Raw genomic sequence first — 15,608 nt, forward strand, 5'->3', positions numbered from 1 at the left:
TCGCCTGAGTTCTTAAGACACATGGCTCAGCCAGCGCAACTGCCCCATATCCGCCGCCATGACCGGGCAATCTACACAGGCCAAAGAGGCGGTATCCATACCGTGTGCGTCGGCCGGACCACACAGCACATCCAACAGGTGGCTGACCAAAGGCTGATGACTGACCAGCATAAGCGACTTGTCCCCTCTGGCATACAGATAATCAACCAGTACGCGAGGATCGGACTCCGGCGTTAAATATTCGCATATTTCGGGTTCACCCACTCCCAGCACCTCTACCGCTATAGCCGCTGTCTGTCGCGCCCTGATGTACGGACTCACCAACACCTTAGGTTGCCCCACCAGTGCCTTCTGCCGCTCCAGCTGGGCCCGCACTTCGGCGCGCCCAGCCGCTACCAGCTCGCGCGTAAAATCATCCGCGCGGTAGGGCTCGGCCTCACCGTGTCGCAATACCAATAACTCCACGCAATCTCCTGTTAAGGCTTTTTATTTGGGTTTAATGAAGGGTCGGTATCCTCTGCGACCGGCTCGCGGGTGGTTTCGCTCGCGGCCTTGGCCTCTGACGCAGAGGCCTCAGACGCGGGCTCGGGGTTTTGCGCTGGAGCAGCTTCTTGCACTGCCGGCTCAGCAATCGGAGCCGCCTCTGGCCAGTCGGCAAACGGAAAAGGCTTGTCGTCGCTGTTGTAAGTTAAAAATCGCAACGCCGCGTGAATATATTGCGATAGCGAGTCCCCCAGCTGGCGCAACTGAGTGTTGTCACTGCCGGTAAAAAGCGCAAACAGAAACTGAATAAGGACCACCACCCCGACCACAATACCGGCGACGTACAAAATAACGGCAAACAAGAGCATATAGACAAAACGCATCCAATGATCGGCCGAGGTAATATTCGTTTTAACGGTTTCTTTATCCATGTAACTGACTCCTGCTGTGTTATCAATGCGCTAGGCGCGAGTTCGACTAAACCCTTGCTTTATTTCTACCGGCCACAGCTCAACGCCCTAGCCGTAACCTTTGCAGAGACGGCCTACTTTGCCCGACCGTACTCTACATCATAGCTCTGCTCACCGGTCATAAGTTCTCGCACCACATCGGCAATTTCGCGGCGCTCAAATAAAATGCTGTACAACCCGCTCACCAAAGGCATGTAAACATCCATATCATCCGCTTTTTGCTTAACCTGACGCAAGGTGTTGACCCCCTCAGCCACCTGCCCCAGGCCCGCCACAACATCGTCCAAAGGCTGGCCCTGCCCCAGCGCATAGCCCACGCGATAATTGCGGCTTAGATCCGAAGTACAGGTAAGAATTAGATCCCCCACCCCCGCCAACCCCAAAAAGGTCATGGGGTTAGCCCCCATGGCCGAGGCAAAACGGCCCATCTCCGCCAGCGAACGGGTCAAAAGCATGGCTTGAGTATTATTGCCGGCCCCCATGGCCGCCGCCATGCCGCAAATAATGGCGTAGATATTTTTAAGCGCACCGCCCAACTCCACACCGCCGCGATCGTGGTTGGCATAAACCCGAAAAGTCTCTGAGCGCAGAGTCTGCTGAACTCGGGCGGTCAAGGCTTCGCTTTCACTGGCAATCACCGAGGCCGTCTGCTGGCCGGCGACAATCTCTTTGGCGAAGTTCGGGCCGCTCAAAACGCCGATGGGGTGACCGGACAGCTCTTGTTGCAGTATTTCGCTCATTAAGGTGAAACCGCCGTCGGGCTCTATCCCTTTGGCGGTACTCACCACCTGAGCCCCGGACGCTAACAAAGGCTTTATCTGCTGTGCTACCGAACGAAACGAATGACTGGGGATTGATACGAACACCAAATCGGCTTCGTCCACCGCAAGAGCCAAGTCCGAAGTAATATTAAGTGCCTCGCACAAGGGATAACCCGGCAGATACTTGCTATTTTCCCGAGCCTGGGCACAGACCTCGGCATTGTCCCGATCGCGCATCCACAAATAGGTCGGATGACCATTAACCGCGATAATATTGGCAATGGCGGTGCCAAAACTGCCGCCACCGAGTACCGCGACACGAACTGAATGACTTTCCACAAATCTCTCCTGCACTGAGTGTAATTGCCTGCTGTTTGACCAAGCCTCGACTTATTCAAAAACCTTCTTTAAAGATAACGGTTTTATTTCACTCAAACTGATTAAAAACCCACTCGATTGAATGTTACATAACCGCTTTTGCTGTAACTTTTTTGCACAATCCGTAGCACTTGTTTTTTTCCACACTTTCTGTGGATAACTTGGTGGATAGTTTTTGGGAAAACGACCCTAAGGCCCGTAATTACTGGCCACCCTACAGATTGAACAAATTTTAACCTTATTAAATAAACCCTTATTTATCAATAGGTTACAAGGTTAAACCAGTGTTTTATACGCTTTTTTAGGTTTTGTGCCCCAATTCGGCCTGTCAAGCCCTCTAGGTGTGCATAAAAAGTTAGCATGCGCTAACCTTGAAGCGTCGGTAGACACAAAACTTTCACAATTCAAGAATAAAACTGACAAAAAAGTGTCATCGTTGTTCTAAAAAACCGGGGCACTTCCTACCCGCCCGCCAGACCCAATAAAGACACCGACACCAACCTGGGTTCTGGCGTGTGTATCGTTTTCATATCACCAATAAGAAAAGTCGAAAAGGCTTTATTGCCCTGCGAGCTAATCCTCCATGCGGCAAGCGGGCGCCCAGGTATATAACTTAAGACGGTTCACGAGCCAGGGATGCATAACCGCCATTGTGATAGACCAGCGGGTCCACATGGGCCTCGCTAACCAAAACATCTTCGATTTGCCCGATTACGATGTAGTGGGTGCCATAACTCACCACTTTATCGGTGCGACAAAAGAAAATAGCCTCGGAATCCATTAAATAGGGCACCGCATCCGGGCCCTCCTGCCATTGCCCCACACTAAAGCGGTCGTGCACCGGCTCAAACCCGGCGCACACATTGGACACCTGCTGCTGCGCCTGAGTCAGTAGGTTCACCGCGAACTGACAGCCTTCGCGCTCTAAATGCCCCTGCAGCGAAATACTCTTATTAATGCAGACCAACAGCGACGGCGGCTGATCGGAGAGCGAGGTGACCGAGGAAACCGTCATCGCAAAGCGTTCATCTTGATCAACCCGCGTAGATAAGACGCTTACCCCCGAGGCCAAACGCCTCATACCCTGTTTCATGGCCAGCGCCATATCTGAATTGTGCATACAACCTCCTATAGACAAGGTCGCTATTTTGAACACCCCCAAGGCCTGACACAAGTCCGGCCCAAACTCGCTTATCATTCACCCAAATCGGCGACCAGACCGACACATTGCCCACAGAAAAACCAGCGCTCAAAGAAAGTTGGCTCGCGTTTCGTTTTTTCGTTGACGCGGCCGGGACGCATGGGTATTATGCGCACCTCCTGAAACGTGGTCACCACGAAACGGCGGAGTGTAGCGCAGCCTGGTAGCGCGTCTGCTTTGGGAGCAGAATGTCGGGGGTTCGAATCCCTCCACTCCGACCATTTTACCGAACCTGCTGGGTTCAGTATTCCAGCCATGCGCCCGTAGCTCAGCTGGATAGAGCATCCGCCTTCTAAGCGGATGGTCGCAGGTTCGAGTCCTGCCGGGCGCGCCATTGGCTCACCCGGGGTCACAGCACTTCAGGAGCTGCGCCAACGCGCAGGATAAAAGGTAGTAAAAGTCCCGCCCGACAGGGACGACTCACCGCAATGGTGGCTGTAGCTCAGTTGGTAGAGCCCTGGATTGTGATTCCAGTCGTCGGGGGTTCAAGTCCCCTCAGCCACCCCATTTTCCCCACATAATCTATTCGTTATAAGCCTTGGCGATCTCGCCCCTCTATGGGAAAATGCCCCCTCTTTCGTCGACCCATTCTTTTTACTGTCAAAGGTAGTTGTCCTTCATGTCTGCATTGTTACTCGATGGCAAGGCTCTGGCCGCCAAAACCGAACAGGAACTGTCCACCCGCGTCGAAGCGCTTAAAAAAGCCAGCGGCGGCCAAACTCCGATTCTCGCCACCATTTTAGTGGGCGAAGATCCTGCCTCGGCCACATACGTGCGGATGAAAGGCAACGCCTGCGAGCGCATCGGCATGCAGTCGGTTAAGGTTGAAATGCCCACCGAGACCACCACCGAGCAACTGCTGGCAAAGATTGACGAGCTCAACACCAACCCCAATGTGCACGGCATTTTGCTGCAGCACCCGGTACCCGAACAAATCGATGAGCGCGCCTGCTTCGACGCCATCGCCCTGGAAAAAGACGTAGACGGTGTCACCTGCTTGGGCTTTGGCCGTATGAGCATGGGCGAGCAGGCCTATGGCTGCGCCACTCCCAAAGGCATTATGCGTTTGCTGGAAGCCTATAATATTGAGCTTTCCGGTAAGCACGCCGTCGTAGTGGGCCGTAGCCCCATTTTGGGTAAACCCATGGCGATGATGATGCTAGGCGCCAACGCCACCGTCACAATCTGCCACTCGCGCACCCAAAATTTGCAAGCGCACATTAAACAGGCCGACATTGTGATCGGTGCCGTGGGCCGCCCCGAATTTATCAAGGCCGAGTGGATTAAGGACGGCGCCGTGGTGGTGGATGCGGGTTACCACCCAGGTGGCGTGGGCGATATTGAACTGGCGCCTCTGGTCGATCGCGTGGCTGCCTACACTCCGGTACCCGGCGGCGTCGGCCCCATGACCATTAACACGCTTATTTATCAAACCGTGGATTCCGGTGAAAAAGCCATTGGCGGCGCCTAAGCCCCACCGTTAACACACAAGAGTGAGATTATGGAACGTCACGTATTATGGCTATTACTCGCCCTGGCGCTAGGCGCTCAGGCCGAGAATAACTACCAATATGTATGCCAGCTGGATGGCGAACAGCGCCTGATTGAGGTGGCTTATTTGCTGCCTGATCAGGCCGTGCCCTGCGAAGTGCGCTACCGCAAAAACGACGAAGAGCTGCAGGTGTTGTGGCGAGCAGACAACCAGGAAGGTTATTGCGAATCCAAAGCCAACCAGCTGATGAAAGAACAGCGTGAATGGGGCTTTGAGTGCGCAGCGCAAAACAAACCCGCCGGACCGGTATCCTCCACCGCGTATTAATGAGCACCGCCACCGACGACGCGCCAGCGCCCCTGAATATTATCTACCGCGATGAACAACTCGTCGCCATAGACAAGCCCAGCGGCTTGCTGGTGCACCGCAGCCCCATCGATAGACACGAAACCCGCTTTGCGATTCAATTGCTGCGTGACCAGATTGGCCAAAGGGTCTACCCCCTGCACCGTTTAGACAAGCCCACCTCGGGAGTTTTGCTGTTTGCTCTTTCACCTGAAATTGCCAAACAAATGCGCGAGCAATGGGAATCGGGCGGCGTGAGCAAAGATTATCTTGCCCTGGTGCGTGGCTATGGGCCGGAACAACGGCTGTTGGATCACCCGCTAAAATACCAGCCCGATCGTCTGGGGGATGCGGATAAAAAAACCGGCGCGGTGCAAGAAGCGCGCACCGAGTTTACCCGCTTAGCCTGTGTGGAAATTTCCGAAGCGGTAGATCGCTATCCGCAAAGCCGTTACAGTCTAATGCACTGCCGCCCCCTGACCGGGCGCAAACATCAGCTGCGTCGCCACCTGAAACACTTAAGCCACCCCATTATCGGCGACCCCAAGTACGGCAAAAGCGTGCACAACCACTTTTTTGCTCGCCGCTATGGCGCCAACAGACTGCTGCTGGCCGCTACCGAACTAAACCTGCACCATCCGGTAACGGGTGAGCCCCTACAAATTTGCGCTCCACTGAGAGGCCGCTTTGCACACCTGATTCGCGAATTTAACTGGGGCTCTTCCCTCCCCCTCGCCTGGCGCCCCCATGCGACTGGATAAGTTTATTGCCCATGCCACAGGCCTTAGCCGCTCGGAGGTAAAAAAGCAGCTTAAAGCCCAGGCCATTCGGGTAAACGAGCAGGTGGTGCCACAGGGCGCGATGATTCTGGGGAAAGACGACCGCGTCACGTTCAACCAACAACCGTTGAGCATCGCCCCGCCGCGCTACTTTATGCTGTACAAACCCGCGGGCGTGGTGTGCGCCAATAGCGATGCCGAACACCCCACGGTGATTGACTTGATTAAAGAATCACAATCGGACTCGCTGCAGATTGCCGGACGCTTGGACAAAGACACCACCGGCTTGGTGTTGTTAACGGACGACGGCCAGTGGAACCACCAACTCACCGCTCCCGCCCGAGGTAAAAGTAAAACTTACCAGGTTCGCACTGCCGAAGCTTTAACACCGGCGTTAGTTGAAACCTTTGCCCAGGGTATTTTACTCAAAGGCGAAAAAAGCCCCTGCCGCCCGGCCAAGCTGCACATTCACACAAACCATAGCGCCAGCCTTATCATCACCGAGGGTAAGTACCATCAGGTAAAGCGTATGTTTGCCGCCTGCGGCAACAAGGTAACGGCCCTGCACCGCAGCGCTATAGGTGCCCTTCACCTGGACCCGACACTCGCCCCTGGCGACTATCGCCCGCTCAGCGCTGAAGAATTAGACTTACTGGATCAAACCCCATGAACGACCCCGCCCTGCAATGGCTATTACAACAACCGGACAGCGGCACCTGCGTGTGGCTGTGCGACGAGCATTTTTACGGCCACGAACACCACCTGCCCAGAGGGGAGCATCACCTTTATATTTGCAACCGCTATGATATTACCCAGGCCATACAAGCGGCGGGCCGAATAGCACTGTTCAGCGATTTTGCCGACGCGGACTTACCCGACAGTATTGACACCCTTTATTACCGAATCTCTAAAGAAAAACCGGTGGTGCACCGGGCGCTCAACATTGCTCGGCAACGACTCAACACCGGCGCTCAACTACATCTGGCGGGGTTAAAAAACGAGGGCGCGAAAACCTATTTAGACAAAGCTGCCAAGCTTTTAGGCGCCCCCAAAAGCACGCAGAAAAACGGCAGCGCTTATTGCGCAAGCATTGCACTAAACGAACGCCACACGCCCTTAGACGACAGCGATTACAACCAACTACGTGCCCTCGCCAAGAGCCCCGACTTTATCACCAAGCCCGGTCAGTTTGGCTGGCAGAAGGTGGACGAAGGCAGTGCTTTTTTGCTGGCACAGTTAAAAGAACACCAAGCGCTGGCCCAGTGCGACTCATTATTGGATTTAGGTTGCGGCTATGGGTACCTGGGTGTGAGTGCAGCAAGCGAACTGATGAACGATCCTCCCGCGCAATTGGTGCTAACCGATAATAACGCCGCGGCTATTCTCAGCGCGCGCGAAAACCTATCCGGTTTTCAGCTACAAGGAGAGGTCATTGCTGGCGATTGCGGCGATACAGTAAACGGGCGTTTTGATCGGGTGCTTTGCAACCCGCCTTTTCACCAGGGGTTTTCCCTAAGCCAAGATTTAACCGAGCGTTTTGTCAAAAGCGCCGCCCTCCATTTACATCGAAAAGGTTGCGCCTGGTTTGTGGTAAACAGTTTTATTCCCGCCGAACAAAAAGCCAAACCCTATTTTAAGAAAATCGAGTGCATCGCCAACAACAAGCAATTTAAAGTTTTGGCGCTTAGCGAGCCGAGCGTATAACCACTTGATCGCTCAGTTGGCAGCCGTGCTCCGCCAAACGCGAGGCAATGGTGGGGTAAACAGAGCCTAAGCGCCGACGATAAAAGGCGCCAAAACCGTTTTCATAGCGCCGATGCGCCAGACTAAAGGCTGCGGGAAATAGAGCGCGGTTTTTAATCGCAAAACTGTCCATCAGTTCTTTACCACTGGCGAAATTCACCACCCAGAGTCCATTGGGGCTGAGCAAGCGAGTCAAGGCATTACACCAGTGTTCGTCCACCGCTTGCACCCGCGTAGGTTCAGAGCCCGACCCCACAAATAAATCATCCACTATCACATCAAACCGAGGACCGCGGTAAAAACGCACAAACTCCAGCGCATCGGCCGCGTAGAGTGACATCTGTGGGCCACGCACCCCAAAGTAATCGCGCGCCAGGGTCAGGTGCGCCGCGCTGATATCCACGCCGATAACTAGCGCCTCGGGGTAGAGTTGATTCAGCTTGCGCATTACCGCACCGCCGCCTACCCCCAAGACCAAAACACGTTTAACCTCCGGCTGGGCCAGCGTGGGCAACCAGAGCAGATCCCACAAGTTATCCTCAAGCAAGCGCTGGGGATGATACTGACTGTGAAAAACGCCGTCGGTATACAACCGCAAACTGCGTCCGGCGCGGCGCACTTGGCACACCTGCCCCCACTCATCGGTTAATTGCGCGACAATCATTCGCCACTCCGATAGCAGCGTTGCAGCACCGACATCGCCCCGTTAATCTCCTGCAGGGTTTGGGTATCACCGCCGCGATCCGGGTGCGCCTGCATCGCCAGGCGCCGATAGCGCTGTTTAATCTCGCGGTAATCGGCCGAGTCGTCCAAACCCAGCGCATCCAATGCCCGGGCCTTGTCATCCGAGGCAACCCCAAGCCTTTGAAATTGGCGCCAGAAATCATCCAGCAGCGCTTGCACCGATGCATCCGTTGCATCGGCGTGATGCTGCCAATCCAGATAAAAAGTCCGTAGCTTGGCCTCGCGCGGGGTATCCACGGCGGACTCTCGCGCCGTACTGATGGCGTAAACCCGCACGTCCACCAACCCAATCGCCAACCCCAAATTGCGGGCAAACAACTCGTCTTTAAGACGATAGAGCGCGTTAAACAAAACAAAATGGGCGTGAAATAGCTTCCGCGGGCTGGTGCTGAAATCGGCGGGCAACAACTCCCGCGCCACCATAATTTTAATCAGGCTGTGCTCGGTATAACCGTCCCCCGCCTCGCACAAAAGTTCGCGCAGTGGCCCAAGCAGCGGATTAGCGGTGTCGTCAAGCTTCATAAACAACCTGATTAGGAGAAAAAAACACAGCCAGTGGCGCATCGCCACTAGTGCCTGCAGTATAGCGGTAAGGCGCCTATCGACTCCAACGTAAGCCTCGCTATCCCCTTGAATTGTATAGACTTAATACAAAATGGGGGCTTTTTAAGCGAAGCCGTTATTTTCTTGGATTTTTTTACCCTCAGGGGTTGACCAACTTGGGATCGCTCTATAATATGCGCACCACTTCCACAGCGGAAGTCACTGATCCGCCTTAGCTCAGTTGGTAGAGCAAATGACTGTTAATCATTGGGTCGCTGGTTCGAGCCCAGCAGGCGGAGCCAAACATTGAGAGGGCTGCCCATTTGGGTGGCCCTTTTTTATGCCCAATGATTACCTCTTTATTTGTTAATCATTGGCTGAATCAACGATTCAGCCTAGTTCGGCCCCAGCAGGCGGAGCCAAATTTAAGATGAAGGGGTTGCCCAGAGATGGGTAGTCCCTTTTTCGTTACGCGACCGAATGATTAGCTCTTGAACTGTTAATCATTGGTCGAATCGGCGATTCGACCTAGTTCGAGCTCAGCGGGCAGAGCCAAACATCGAAAAGGCCGTATCCCCGGATGCGGCCTTTTTTATGTCTGTTTATCAAGCACAACCACTATCCAGCATAAGGACTCAATCATGTTTGAAGTCAATAACTACTTTGAAGGCAAGGTTGCCTCCATTGCCTTTCAGGGCGAAAAGCTGCCCGCTACCGTGGGCGTCATGGCCCCCGGCGATTACGAATTTGGCACCAGCCAGAAAGAGTATATGGCGGTTATCAGCGGTGCTCTCACCGTAAAACTACCGGGCTCGGATGAATGGGTCACCTACGGCCCCGGCGAAAAGTTCGAGATTGAGGCCAACCAGAAGTTCGGCGTAAAAGTCGAGGTAGACACCGCTTACTGGTGCCTGTACGAAGACTAATCACACACCGCAAACGCCCTGCTCTGCCCACTTAGCACCGACTCGAGTTGCGCCAGGGCGCAGGGCTTTTCTCCCATTACCCCGTGACCTATTCCCGAGTATTGAGTTAGCTGGCTCTGGGGCCAACGCTGGGCTAAACCCTCGGCCCACCGGGCGGGCGTAATAGGGTCAAACTCCCCGGCGACAATCACGACCTTGGGACGCCCCACATCATTTTCCCATCGCGGCCAGTGCGGGGGTTCAGCCAAGGGCCAGTCGTGACATATCTGATCCTGCCAAGCACTTTCCAAGTAGGGTTTTAATAGGGGACGCTGGACCAGCAATTGGCGATAATCCCGCTCCAATCCTATTGGGTTATCGCGGCAATCCACCGCTAAAAACGCCAGCGAGTTAACCGCTTTAGAAACCACTTGATTGGCGTAGCGCTCGATTAATGGGGCGATAGCCTCGCGGTCGCGCTTGCGAGCGCCAGCCATGGCCCGAATGGCCAAAGACCAGCGATCGCGCCGGTAGCTTGCAGCAAAAAGCGCGGCGATAAACCGGTGGTCGCTGACAAGCACCCGCTGAGGCAAGCCATCCAAAGCAATGTCGACCTTCACCGGCAAGCGCGCCAGATACTCCAGGGCGCTTTGCAGACGCGAGATAAACTGATCGCGATTTAGAGGCACGTCGGGATAAGCCTGCTGCCAGGCACTCACACACTCAGGCTGAGAACCGCAGGCGCTGGCAAAGCGATCAATGGCTTGCCCTAAAACCACGGGCCAGCTGGCTACTCCACCGGCGTCGGGCGGATAGACCGAATCCAGCACCAGGGTTTGCAGACCCGGCGTCGCGGCCGCCGCGATGGCCAAACGACTGCCGTAAGACACCCCAAAAAGGTGGAACTGACTGAGCCCCAGCTGCTCGATTAAGGCCTGTAAATCCGCAAAGTTGTGGCGTGTTCCAAAGGCCTGTGGATCGAATAAAGGCTTAGCCGCTATACAATCCAATAATGCCTTTTTCGCAATACGCGACTCCTGGGCCGGGGGGATGCTCTGCGCCAAAAACTTTTTCCCCAAGCGCTCAACACCGCGACACCGCAGCGAGGATTGTGGATCGGTGCCGCGGCGCTGCATCACAATTAAGTCGCGCTTTAACTGCGCATAGTCCCGCCAGCTCTCCCAATAGCGAAGGCCGGATTCGCTAAAGTCGGCATCCAGCCCCGGACCACCCTGCAAATAGAACAGGGGGGCCGCTTTTTTATCCTCTCCTTTATAAGCCAACCGCCGAACAGCCAGCTCAAAGCCATCGGGTGTTAGCAATTGACCACATTCCCAATCAGCCAAGGCGGGGTTACAGGGAGCAGCCCGATACTGATAACCGGTGGTCTCAGCACTCGTCTGCTCCGGCGATGTTTGCGCGCCAAACCACACGGCTATCGCCAGTGCTACAGCGCCTAACAAAGCAATTACAGCGGCTACGCCTTTGGCCATGGCAATGCCTCAATCGGCCCCAAATCATTCAGCACGGCACCAAGCTCTGGGCGCACGAACTCCTCCCCGGTAGCGGGCAACAACTGGAAGCTATGCCAGCTATCGTTTAGCGGCAAACGCAACCGCCAGGCGTGTAAATAAGTGCGATCGGCGGGGGCGCCCGCGTAGAGGGCATCGCCTAAAATCGGAGCGCCCACGCTTTTAAGGGCCACCCGTATTTGATGGGTTTTACCGGTAACAGGCTTGACCACGAATAAACGCACGCCGGGTCGCAGAGCTCGGGAGATAAACGCCGTGCGCGCCGGGTTCTCACGGCTACGCAACAAGCGCCAGGCGCCTCGCCGGCCGGGCTGCATGTCCCCGACCACCGCGCCCTGTTTTTTAGTGGGCTTTTTGGCACTGAGAGCCAGGTAGTTTTTCTCTACCCTACCCTCGGCGAAGGCCTGACACAGCTGCCGATTGGCGGCGGCAGTTTTCGCCATGACCACCAAGCCTGAGGTGACTTTATCCAGCCGATGCACCGGGTATAGCTCAGCGGCGCCCAATTGCTGACGCACCTGATTAAATAAGCCTGGGGCGCCGTTATGATCGTGAAAATCCAGCCCCGCCGGTTTTTCCACGACGACAAAATCACCGCACTGATAATGGATAGGAATCATGCATTATTACTTTTGCTGGTATCAAAAAAACGGCTAATCGCAACATAAACTAACCAGCCTCTGGCCTTAAAAACCGAAGCTGCTAGACTGATCACAGGTGTCCGCTCGCGGCAGCGAACGCTGAAATACAATCCGAGGGAGCAGGATACAGCACTCAGGGACTGAGCGCGGATTTCAGTGAGACCACAACCGGAACTCAAGCACGGGAAAGCCGCCAACGTTGTAAGCGCACAGGGACAGAGCCGGCAACGCGAAGGTAACCTGAGAGCGTCCACTCGATGCTCCACCGCACATACTCACCACGCCCTGGTTCCGCGTGTCACGGTGACAACCCGCCTAAGCGCTGCGCGCGGCGGACGCCTTCTCACCCTCATTCTCACCGCGGAGCTTGCTCCGCCGGTGTACTTTTTTGCCTCCCTGAAACTCGCTTACAATACGCCAATTTAAGCCCCGACCCGATATGCGCGATTACCAAGAGCAACACAAACGGCGCCTCAGCTATATGCCCTGGCTGTACTACCGCCTGAAGCCCAAACACCTGGCTTGGGCTAAGCCCTGGCAAGACGCCCTGCAGCAAGAGCTGTGTGAGCTGGAAACCATCACCCTGGGCGAAAATGTGTTTATCGCACCGGGGGCGCAATTATTCGCCGAGCCGGGCCGCGATATTGTCATTGGCGACAATACTTTTATTGCGGCCGATACCGTTATTCACGGGCCGGTCACTCTGGGCGCGGGCGTATCCATTAACCATCACTGCACCCTGGACGGCGGACGCGCAGGGATTACTATTGGTGACAACTCTCGCCTGGCGCCCTACTGTCATTTATTTGCCTTTAACCACGGCACAGACCCCGAGCGATTGATTCGCGAACAGCCGGTTAGTTCTCAGGGCATTACACTGAAACAGGACGTCTGGCTGGGTAGTCACACCGGCGTGACCGATGGTGTGACCCTAGGTGTGGGCGCCGTGGTGGGTATGAACAGTGTGGTCACCCGCGATCTAGCCGCAGGCGCTAAAGTGGCTGGCAATCCGGCACGGATAATTGGCGAGCGCTGAACCCCTCGTCGCCGAGGGATTCCACCGATTTACATATTCACCCAACTGGACAACGCTTTAAGCGCGAAGTGGTGGTCGCGATAGCGCATAATAACGCCATCAGCCACAATCGCGTCCACGGCGAGTCCGCCGCCCAAACTGTCCCCTTCGCGCAGGGTTTTACCGTTTAATACGATGCTGCTGTCGCCCCCCAGGCGGTAGTTGTGCTGGCCGTACATAAGCGTGGGAATGTCATTCTGAGCCGCCAGCGGCAGAGCGCGAATGCCTCCCACATTGGGAAAGCCCGCCAGGGTATTGGCCGGTGCCGACGGCGGCTCTGATGGTTGCGGTTCGCTTTGCGCGGGGGGCGCTGGCTGCTGGGTAGCCGCACTCACAGTGGGCGCCTGGGGTTGAGGCTGAGACTCCTCGGCAGGCTTGTGCCGATATAGCTCCGCCACCGCCGGGTCCAGGCTTGCCTGGGACGCACTTGTCGCTTGCTCGGTTGCACCCACCTCGGCGCCCGGAGGCTGGTGCGCCTCACCTAGCCTATTGGGCTCTACATCGGGCTCTACGGGTGCCGTACTTGCCACGGCCTGACTGGATGATGCAGCCGACACCGAGGCTGCCGGCTCTTTAACGGGGACCAGAGGCTGAGGCTCGGGTGTGGGTGGCTCGGGTTCCGGAGTAGTGGATGAGACGGGTGCCTGAGTCACTTGTTCGGGCTCGTCCCCCCACAGCAACCAAAGCAGTCCGCCCCCCAACAACAGCACCACCAGCACTAGAAGTACCAGCACAATCGGCAGCCAGCGCCTCGAGGCGTCGGATTCGGCGGTGTAGGAGTCGAGCCCCGCCGGGGAGTGCTGGGCCGAGCGCTCGCGGTCGGCCTTGCGCAGAGCATCCAGTAACAATGACATCAGTCGGTATCCTTTTCGCTTAACACCGGGTCAATGCCCAGCACCTGATTTAACCGCATAATGGTTTGCTGCCCGGCAATGCCGTCGGCTTTTAGGTTTTGCGAACGCTGAAACAACTTTACTCGCTGGGCCAAGGGCTGGTTGTAACGATCGCTCGCCAGAGGTTCAGCCTGCTGATCCAGCTGGGCAAACTGCTGGGCCAACCAGGCAACCGCGGGGCCGGTATCGTTGACGGTAAGCGCATCCGCATAACCTTGAGGTCGCTGCCAGGCGTACTGGACTTGTCCGGTCCACATGGGCCCCAGGGCGGTTTGCGCCACCACTAGGGTCTTACCGTTCGCGGATAATAAGTGTGCCCCCTGCTCGCTCAGCCCTACCAACACAGCGTAGGCGGTAAAACGTTCGGGGGTGGTTAGCGTAAGCACCACCGGACGGTTAAAATTGCTTAGATCCTGCCAGGTCATCAGCCGGGTGGTTTCGCACTCCAGACCCGTGTTTTTGCTCTGCCAACAATTCACATTGCCGCTGGCTCCAAAGCGCGCCAGCATCAGCGTTTGCGCTTCATTGAGACGGCGAATAATAAAATCTGTCTGGGCGTCATTTATCGCGGCGCGGCTGGACTCGCTAGTCGACTCTGTGGGAGCTATGGGAGCCGGGACCGGCTCGCTGGGTGTATTCTTCGCACTTAACATCCACACCAGTATTGCGGCAGCCAGTAGTATCACCAGAATTGTCGCGAGTGTAGGCCAAAGCCAGGGGCGCCTGTTTTTTTGTTCCAAATTACCCGCCACTTCCTTTTGCGCCATGCGCAGAATATTGCCATCCACCCGGGTTTTGTTGTGGCCGTATAAACCCACCAGTGCCCGCTCGCACAAAATATTAATACGCCGGGGGATACCGCCGCTTAATTTGTGAATTTTGCGAATCACCTGGGGCGAGAAGGGGTTGCGGTCGGCGCTCAAGCCCGCCACCTGCAAACGGTGGCCAATGTAGGCCTGAGTCTCACTGTAGGTAAGCGGGTTGAGGTGAAAACGCGCGGTTATCCGCTGGGCCAATTGGCGCAAACGCGGCTGGGCGAGCAGCGTGTTTAGCTCGGGCTGGCCCACTAAAATAATCTGCAGCAGTTTCTGGGTGTCGGTTTCTAGGTTGGTAAGCAGGCGAATCTGTTCCAGCGATTCCGGGGGCAGCAACTGCGCCTCGTCGATCAACAGCACCGTGCTGTGGCCGCGACGGTGATTCTCAAGCAAATAATGGTGCAGTGCGTCGGTCAGCGCTTTAACCGAGGGGTTATCTTTGGGATAGTCGGCGCCCAGCTCGTCGCAGATCATCGCCAGCATTTCCGGCACCGCCGCCATAGGGTTAAACACCATGGCGATGTCGGTTTTCTCGGGCAGCTGCTCGAGCAGCGAGCGGATAATGGTGGTTTTACCCGTGCCCACTTCACCGGTTAACAGTACAAAGCCACCGCCGCGCACGCCGTAGAGCAGGTGCGCCAGGGCGTCTTTGTGCTGCTTGCTCATGTACAGGTAGCGCGGGTTAACGGCGATGGAAAACGCAGGTTCCGTCAAACCGAAATATTGGTGGTACATGCTCTGGTCTTATCCTTTTTTGTCGCTCGTGGTGAAACACGCTTTAGCACGATCATACACGCAAGACAGGCTC

Annotated in this window: 17 protein-coding genes and 4 tRNA genes; 11 read left to right on the top strand and 10 right to left on the bottom strand. The window is 55.8% G+C overall.

Annotated features, from left to right (window positions below):
- Positions 1-12 precede the first annotated feature (12 nt).
- The 4 genes from sixA to M6D89_RS06150 form a co-directional block, all read right to left on the bottom strand.
- Entirely contained in the window at positions 13-465 is a 453-nt protein-coding gene (gene sixA, locus M6D89_RS06135; protein ID WP_253967144.1) for a phosphohistidine phosphatase SixA, read from the bottom strand.
- A gap of 11 nt (positions 466-476) precedes the next feature.
- On the bottom strand, positions 477-914 hold the full coding sequence (locus tag M6D89_RS06140; RefSeq protein ID WP_253967145.1) for a DUF4389 domain-containing protein: 438 nt from the start codon (positions 912-914) through the stop codon (positions 477-479).
- Positions 915-1,027: 113 nt separating this feature from the next.
- The gene (locus tag M6D89_RS06145; RefSeq protein ID WP_253967146.1) at positions 1,028-2,053 is read right to left on the bottom strand and encodes an NAD(P)H-dependent glycerol-3-phosphate dehydrogenase; all 1,026 of its coding nucleotides are present in this window, start codon (positions 2,051-2,053) and stop codon (positions 1,028-1,030) included.
- Between the two features lie 652 nt (positions 2,054-2,705).
- Entirely contained in the window at positions 2,706-3,212 is a 507-nt protein-coding gene (locus M6D89_RS06150) for a flavin reductase family protein (RefSeq protein WP_253967147.1), read from the bottom strand.
- 225 nt (positions 3,213-3,437) lie between these two features.
- Here M6D89_RS06150 and M6D89_RS06155 point away from each other — a divergent pair.
- The 8 genes from M6D89_RS06155 (at position 3,438) to M6D89_RS06190 (ending at position 7,613) form a co-directional block, all read left to right on the top strand.
- Positions 3,438-3,514: transfer RNA gene (locus M6D89_RS06155), tRNA-Pro, on the top strand.
- A 36-nt stretch (positions 3,515-3,550) separates the two neighbouring features.
- Positions 3,551-3,627: transfer RNA gene (locus M6D89_RS06160), tRNA-Arg, on the top strand.
- 97 nt (positions 3,628-3,724) lie between these two features.
- Positions 3,725-3,800: transfer RNA gene (locus M6D89_RS06165), tRNA-His, on the top strand.
- Between the two features lie 112 nt (positions 3,801-3,912).
- Positions 3,913-4,764, top strand: a complete 852-nt coding sequence (gene folD / locus M6D89_RS06170) for a bifunctional methylenetetrahydrofolate dehydrogenase/methenyltetrahydrofolate cyclohydrolase FolD (protein WP_253967148.1) — start codon at positions 3,913-3,915, stop codon at positions 4,762-4,764.
- Positions 4,765-4,794: 30 nt separating this feature from the next.
- Positions 4,795-5,112, top strand: coding sequence for a hypothetical protein (locus M6D89_RS06175; protein WP_253967149.1), 318 nt, complete (start codon positions 4,795-4,797; stop codon positions 5,110-5,112).
- Positions 5,112-5,891 (top strand): pseudouridine synthase, encoded by a 780-nt coding sequence (locus M6D89_RS06180; protein WP_253967150.1) that lies wholly within the window; start codon positions 5,112-5,114, stop codon positions 5,889-5,891. Before M6D89_RS06175 ends, M6D89_RS06180 begins: the two co-directional genes overlap by 1 nt.
- Positions 5,878-6,579 (top strand): pseudouridine synthase, encoded by a 702-nt coding sequence (locus M6D89_RS06185; RefSeq protein ID WP_253967151.1) that lies wholly within the window; start codon positions 5,878-5,880, stop codon positions 6,577-6,579. The genes M6D89_RS06180 and M6D89_RS06185 overlap by 14 nt, the downstream gene beginning before the upstream one ends.
- Entirely contained in the window at positions 6,576-7,613 is a 1,038-nt protein-coding gene (locus tag M6D89_RS06190) for a class I SAM-dependent methyltransferase (RefSeq protein ID WP_253967152.1), read from the top strand. The genes M6D89_RS06185 and M6D89_RS06190 overlap by 4 nt, the downstream gene beginning before the upstream one ends.
- Here the strand turns inward: M6D89_RS06190 and M6D89_RS06195 are convergent.
- Together M6D89_RS06195 and M6D89_RS06200 are read right to left on the bottom strand one after the other, a co-directional pair.
- Complete coding sequence (locus M6D89_RS06195; RefSeq protein WP_253967153.1) at positions 7,594-8,316, bottom strand: spermidine synthase; 723 nt, start codon at positions 8,314-8,316, stop codon at positions 7,594-7,596. The genes M6D89_RS06190 and M6D89_RS06195 overlap by 20 nt on opposite strands.
- Positions 8,313-8,918 (bottom strand): DNA-J related domain-containing protein, encoded by a 606-nt coding sequence (locus tag M6D89_RS06200; protein WP_253967154.1) that lies wholly within the window; start codon positions 8,916-8,918, stop codon positions 8,313-8,315. The genes M6D89_RS06195 and M6D89_RS06200 overlap by 4 nt, the downstream gene beginning before the upstream one ends.
- Positions 8,919-9,165: 247 nt before the next feature.
- On the opposite strand from M6D89_RS06200, the gene M6D89_RS06205 reads away from it, so the two are divergent.
- Positions 9,166-9,241, top strand: a tRNA-Asn gene (locus M6D89_RS06205).
- 339 nt (positions 9,242-9,580) lie between these two features.
- A complete protein-coding gene (gene ppnP / locus M6D89_RS06210) occupies positions 9,581-9,865 on the top strand; it encodes a pyrimidine/purine nucleoside phosphorylase (protein WP_253967155.1) in 285 nt (94 codons plus the stop codon).
- On the opposite strand, the gene M6D89_RS06215 is transcribed toward ppnP, so the two are convergent.
- The gene (locus M6D89_RS06215) at positions 9,862-11,337 is read right to left on the bottom strand and encodes an alpha/beta hydrolase (RefSeq protein WP_253967156.1); all 1,476 of its coding nucleotides are present in this window, start codon (positions 11,335-11,337) and stop codon (positions 9,862-9,864) included. The genes ppnP and M6D89_RS06215 overlap by 4 nt on opposite strands.
- Positions 11,322-11,996, bottom strand: a complete 675-nt coding sequence (locus M6D89_RS06220; protein ID WP_253967157.1) for a TIGR01621 family pseudouridine synthase — start codon at positions 11,994-11,996, stop codon at positions 11,322-11,324. The genes M6D89_RS06215 and M6D89_RS06220 overlap by 16 nt, the downstream gene beginning before the upstream one ends.
- A 460-nt stretch (positions 11,997-12,456) precedes the next feature.
- Between M6D89_RS06220 and M6D89_RS06225 the strand changes: the two genes are divergently transcribed.
- Positions 12,457-13,053: a DapH/DapD/GlmU-related protein gene (locus M6D89_RS06225; protein WP_253967158.1), complete on the top strand. Its 597-nt coding sequence runs from the start codon at positions 12,457-12,459 to the stop codon at positions 13,051-13,053.
- Between the two features lie 29 nt (positions 13,054-13,082).
- Here the strand turns inward: M6D89_RS06225 and M6D89_RS06230 are convergent, their stop codons facing one another.
- Complete coding sequence (locus M6D89_RS06230; RefSeq protein WP_253967159.1) at positions 13,083-13,946, bottom strand: general secretion pathway protein GspB; 864 nt, start codon at positions 13,944-13,946, stop codon at positions 13,083-13,085.
- Complete coding sequence (locus M6D89_RS06235; protein WP_253967160.1) at positions 13,946-15,535, bottom strand: ExeA family protein; 1,590 nt, start codon at positions 15,533-15,535, stop codon at positions 13,946-13,948. The genes M6D89_RS06230 and M6D89_RS06235 overlap by 1 nt, the downstream gene beginning before the upstream one ends.
- Positions 15,536-15,608: the final 73 nt, after the last annotated feature.

The sequence above is a fragment of the Gilvimarinus xylanilyticus genome (assembly GCF_024195295.1).
Taxonomy (GTDB): Bacteria; Pseudomonadota; Gammaproteobacteria; order Pseudomonadales; family Cellvibrionaceae; genus Gilvimarinus; species Gilvimarinus xylanilyticus.

What these genes read in the sequence shown, in the direction of transcription:
- M6D89_RS06200 (WP_253967154.1), bottom strand. Translation starts at nt 8,918, where the DNA reads ATGAAGCTTGACGACACCGCTAATCCGCTGCTTGGGCCACTGCGCGAA.
- M6D89_RS06195 (WP_253967153.1), bottom strand. Translation starts at nt 8,316, where the DNA reads ATGATTGTCGCGCAATTAACCGATGAGTGGGGGCAGGTGTGCCAAGTG.
- M6D89_RS06220 (WP_253967157.1), bottom strand. Translation starts at nt 11,996, where the DNA reads ATGATTCCTATCCATTATCAGTGCGGTGATTTTGTCGTCGTGGAAAAA.
- M6D89_RS06140 (WP_253967145.1), bottom strand. Translation starts at nt 914, where the DNA reads ATGGATAAAGAAACCGTTAAAACGAATATTACCTCGGCCGATCATTGG.
- M6D89_RS06230 (WP_253967159.1), bottom strand. Translation starts at nt 13,946, where the DNA reads ATGTCATTGTTACTGGATGCTCTGCGCAAGGCCGACCGCGAGCGCTCG.
- M6D89_RS06185 (WP_253967151.1), top strand. Translation starts at nt 5,878, where the DNA reads ATGCGACTGGATAAGTTTATTGCCCATGCCACAGGCCTTAGCCGCTCG.
- M6D89_RS06225 (WP_253967158.1), top strand. Translation starts at nt 12,457, where the DNA reads ATGCGCGATTACCAAGAGCAACACAAACGGCGCCTCAGCTATATGCCC.
- M6D89_RS06150 (WP_253967147.1), bottom strand. Translation starts at nt 3,212, where the DNA reads ATGCACAATTCAGATATGGCGCTGGCCATGAAACAGGGTATGAGGCGT.
- M6D89_RS06190 (WP_253967152.1), top strand. Translation starts at nt 6,576, where the DNA reads ATGAACGACCCCGCCCTGCAATGGCTATTACAACAACCGGACAGCGGC.
- M6D89_RS06175 (WP_253967149.1), top strand. Translation starts at nt 4,795, where the DNA reads ATGGAACGTCACGTATTATGGCTATTACTCGCCCTGGCGCTAGGCGCT.
- folD (WP_253967148.1), top strand. Translation starts at nt 3,913, where the DNA reads ATGTCTGCATTGTTACTCGATGGCAAGGCTCTGGCCGCCAAAACCGAA.
- M6D89_RS06235 (WP_253967160.1), bottom strand. Translation starts at nt 15,535, where the DNA reads ATGTACCACCAATATTTCGGTTTGACGGAACCTGCGTTTTCCATCGCC.
- ppnP (WP_253967155.1), top strand. Translation starts at nt 9,581, where the DNA reads ATGTTTGAAGTCAATAACTACTTTGAAGGCAAGGTTGCCTCCATTGCC.
- M6D89_RS06215 (WP_253967156.1), bottom strand. Translation starts at nt 11,337, where the DNA reads ATGGCCAAAGGCGTAGCCGCTGTAATTGCTTTGTTAGGCGCTGTAGCA.
- M6D89_RS06180 (WP_253967150.1), top strand. Translation starts at nt 5,112, where the DNA reads ATGAGCACCGCCACCGACGACGCGCCAGCGCCCCTGAATATTATCTAC.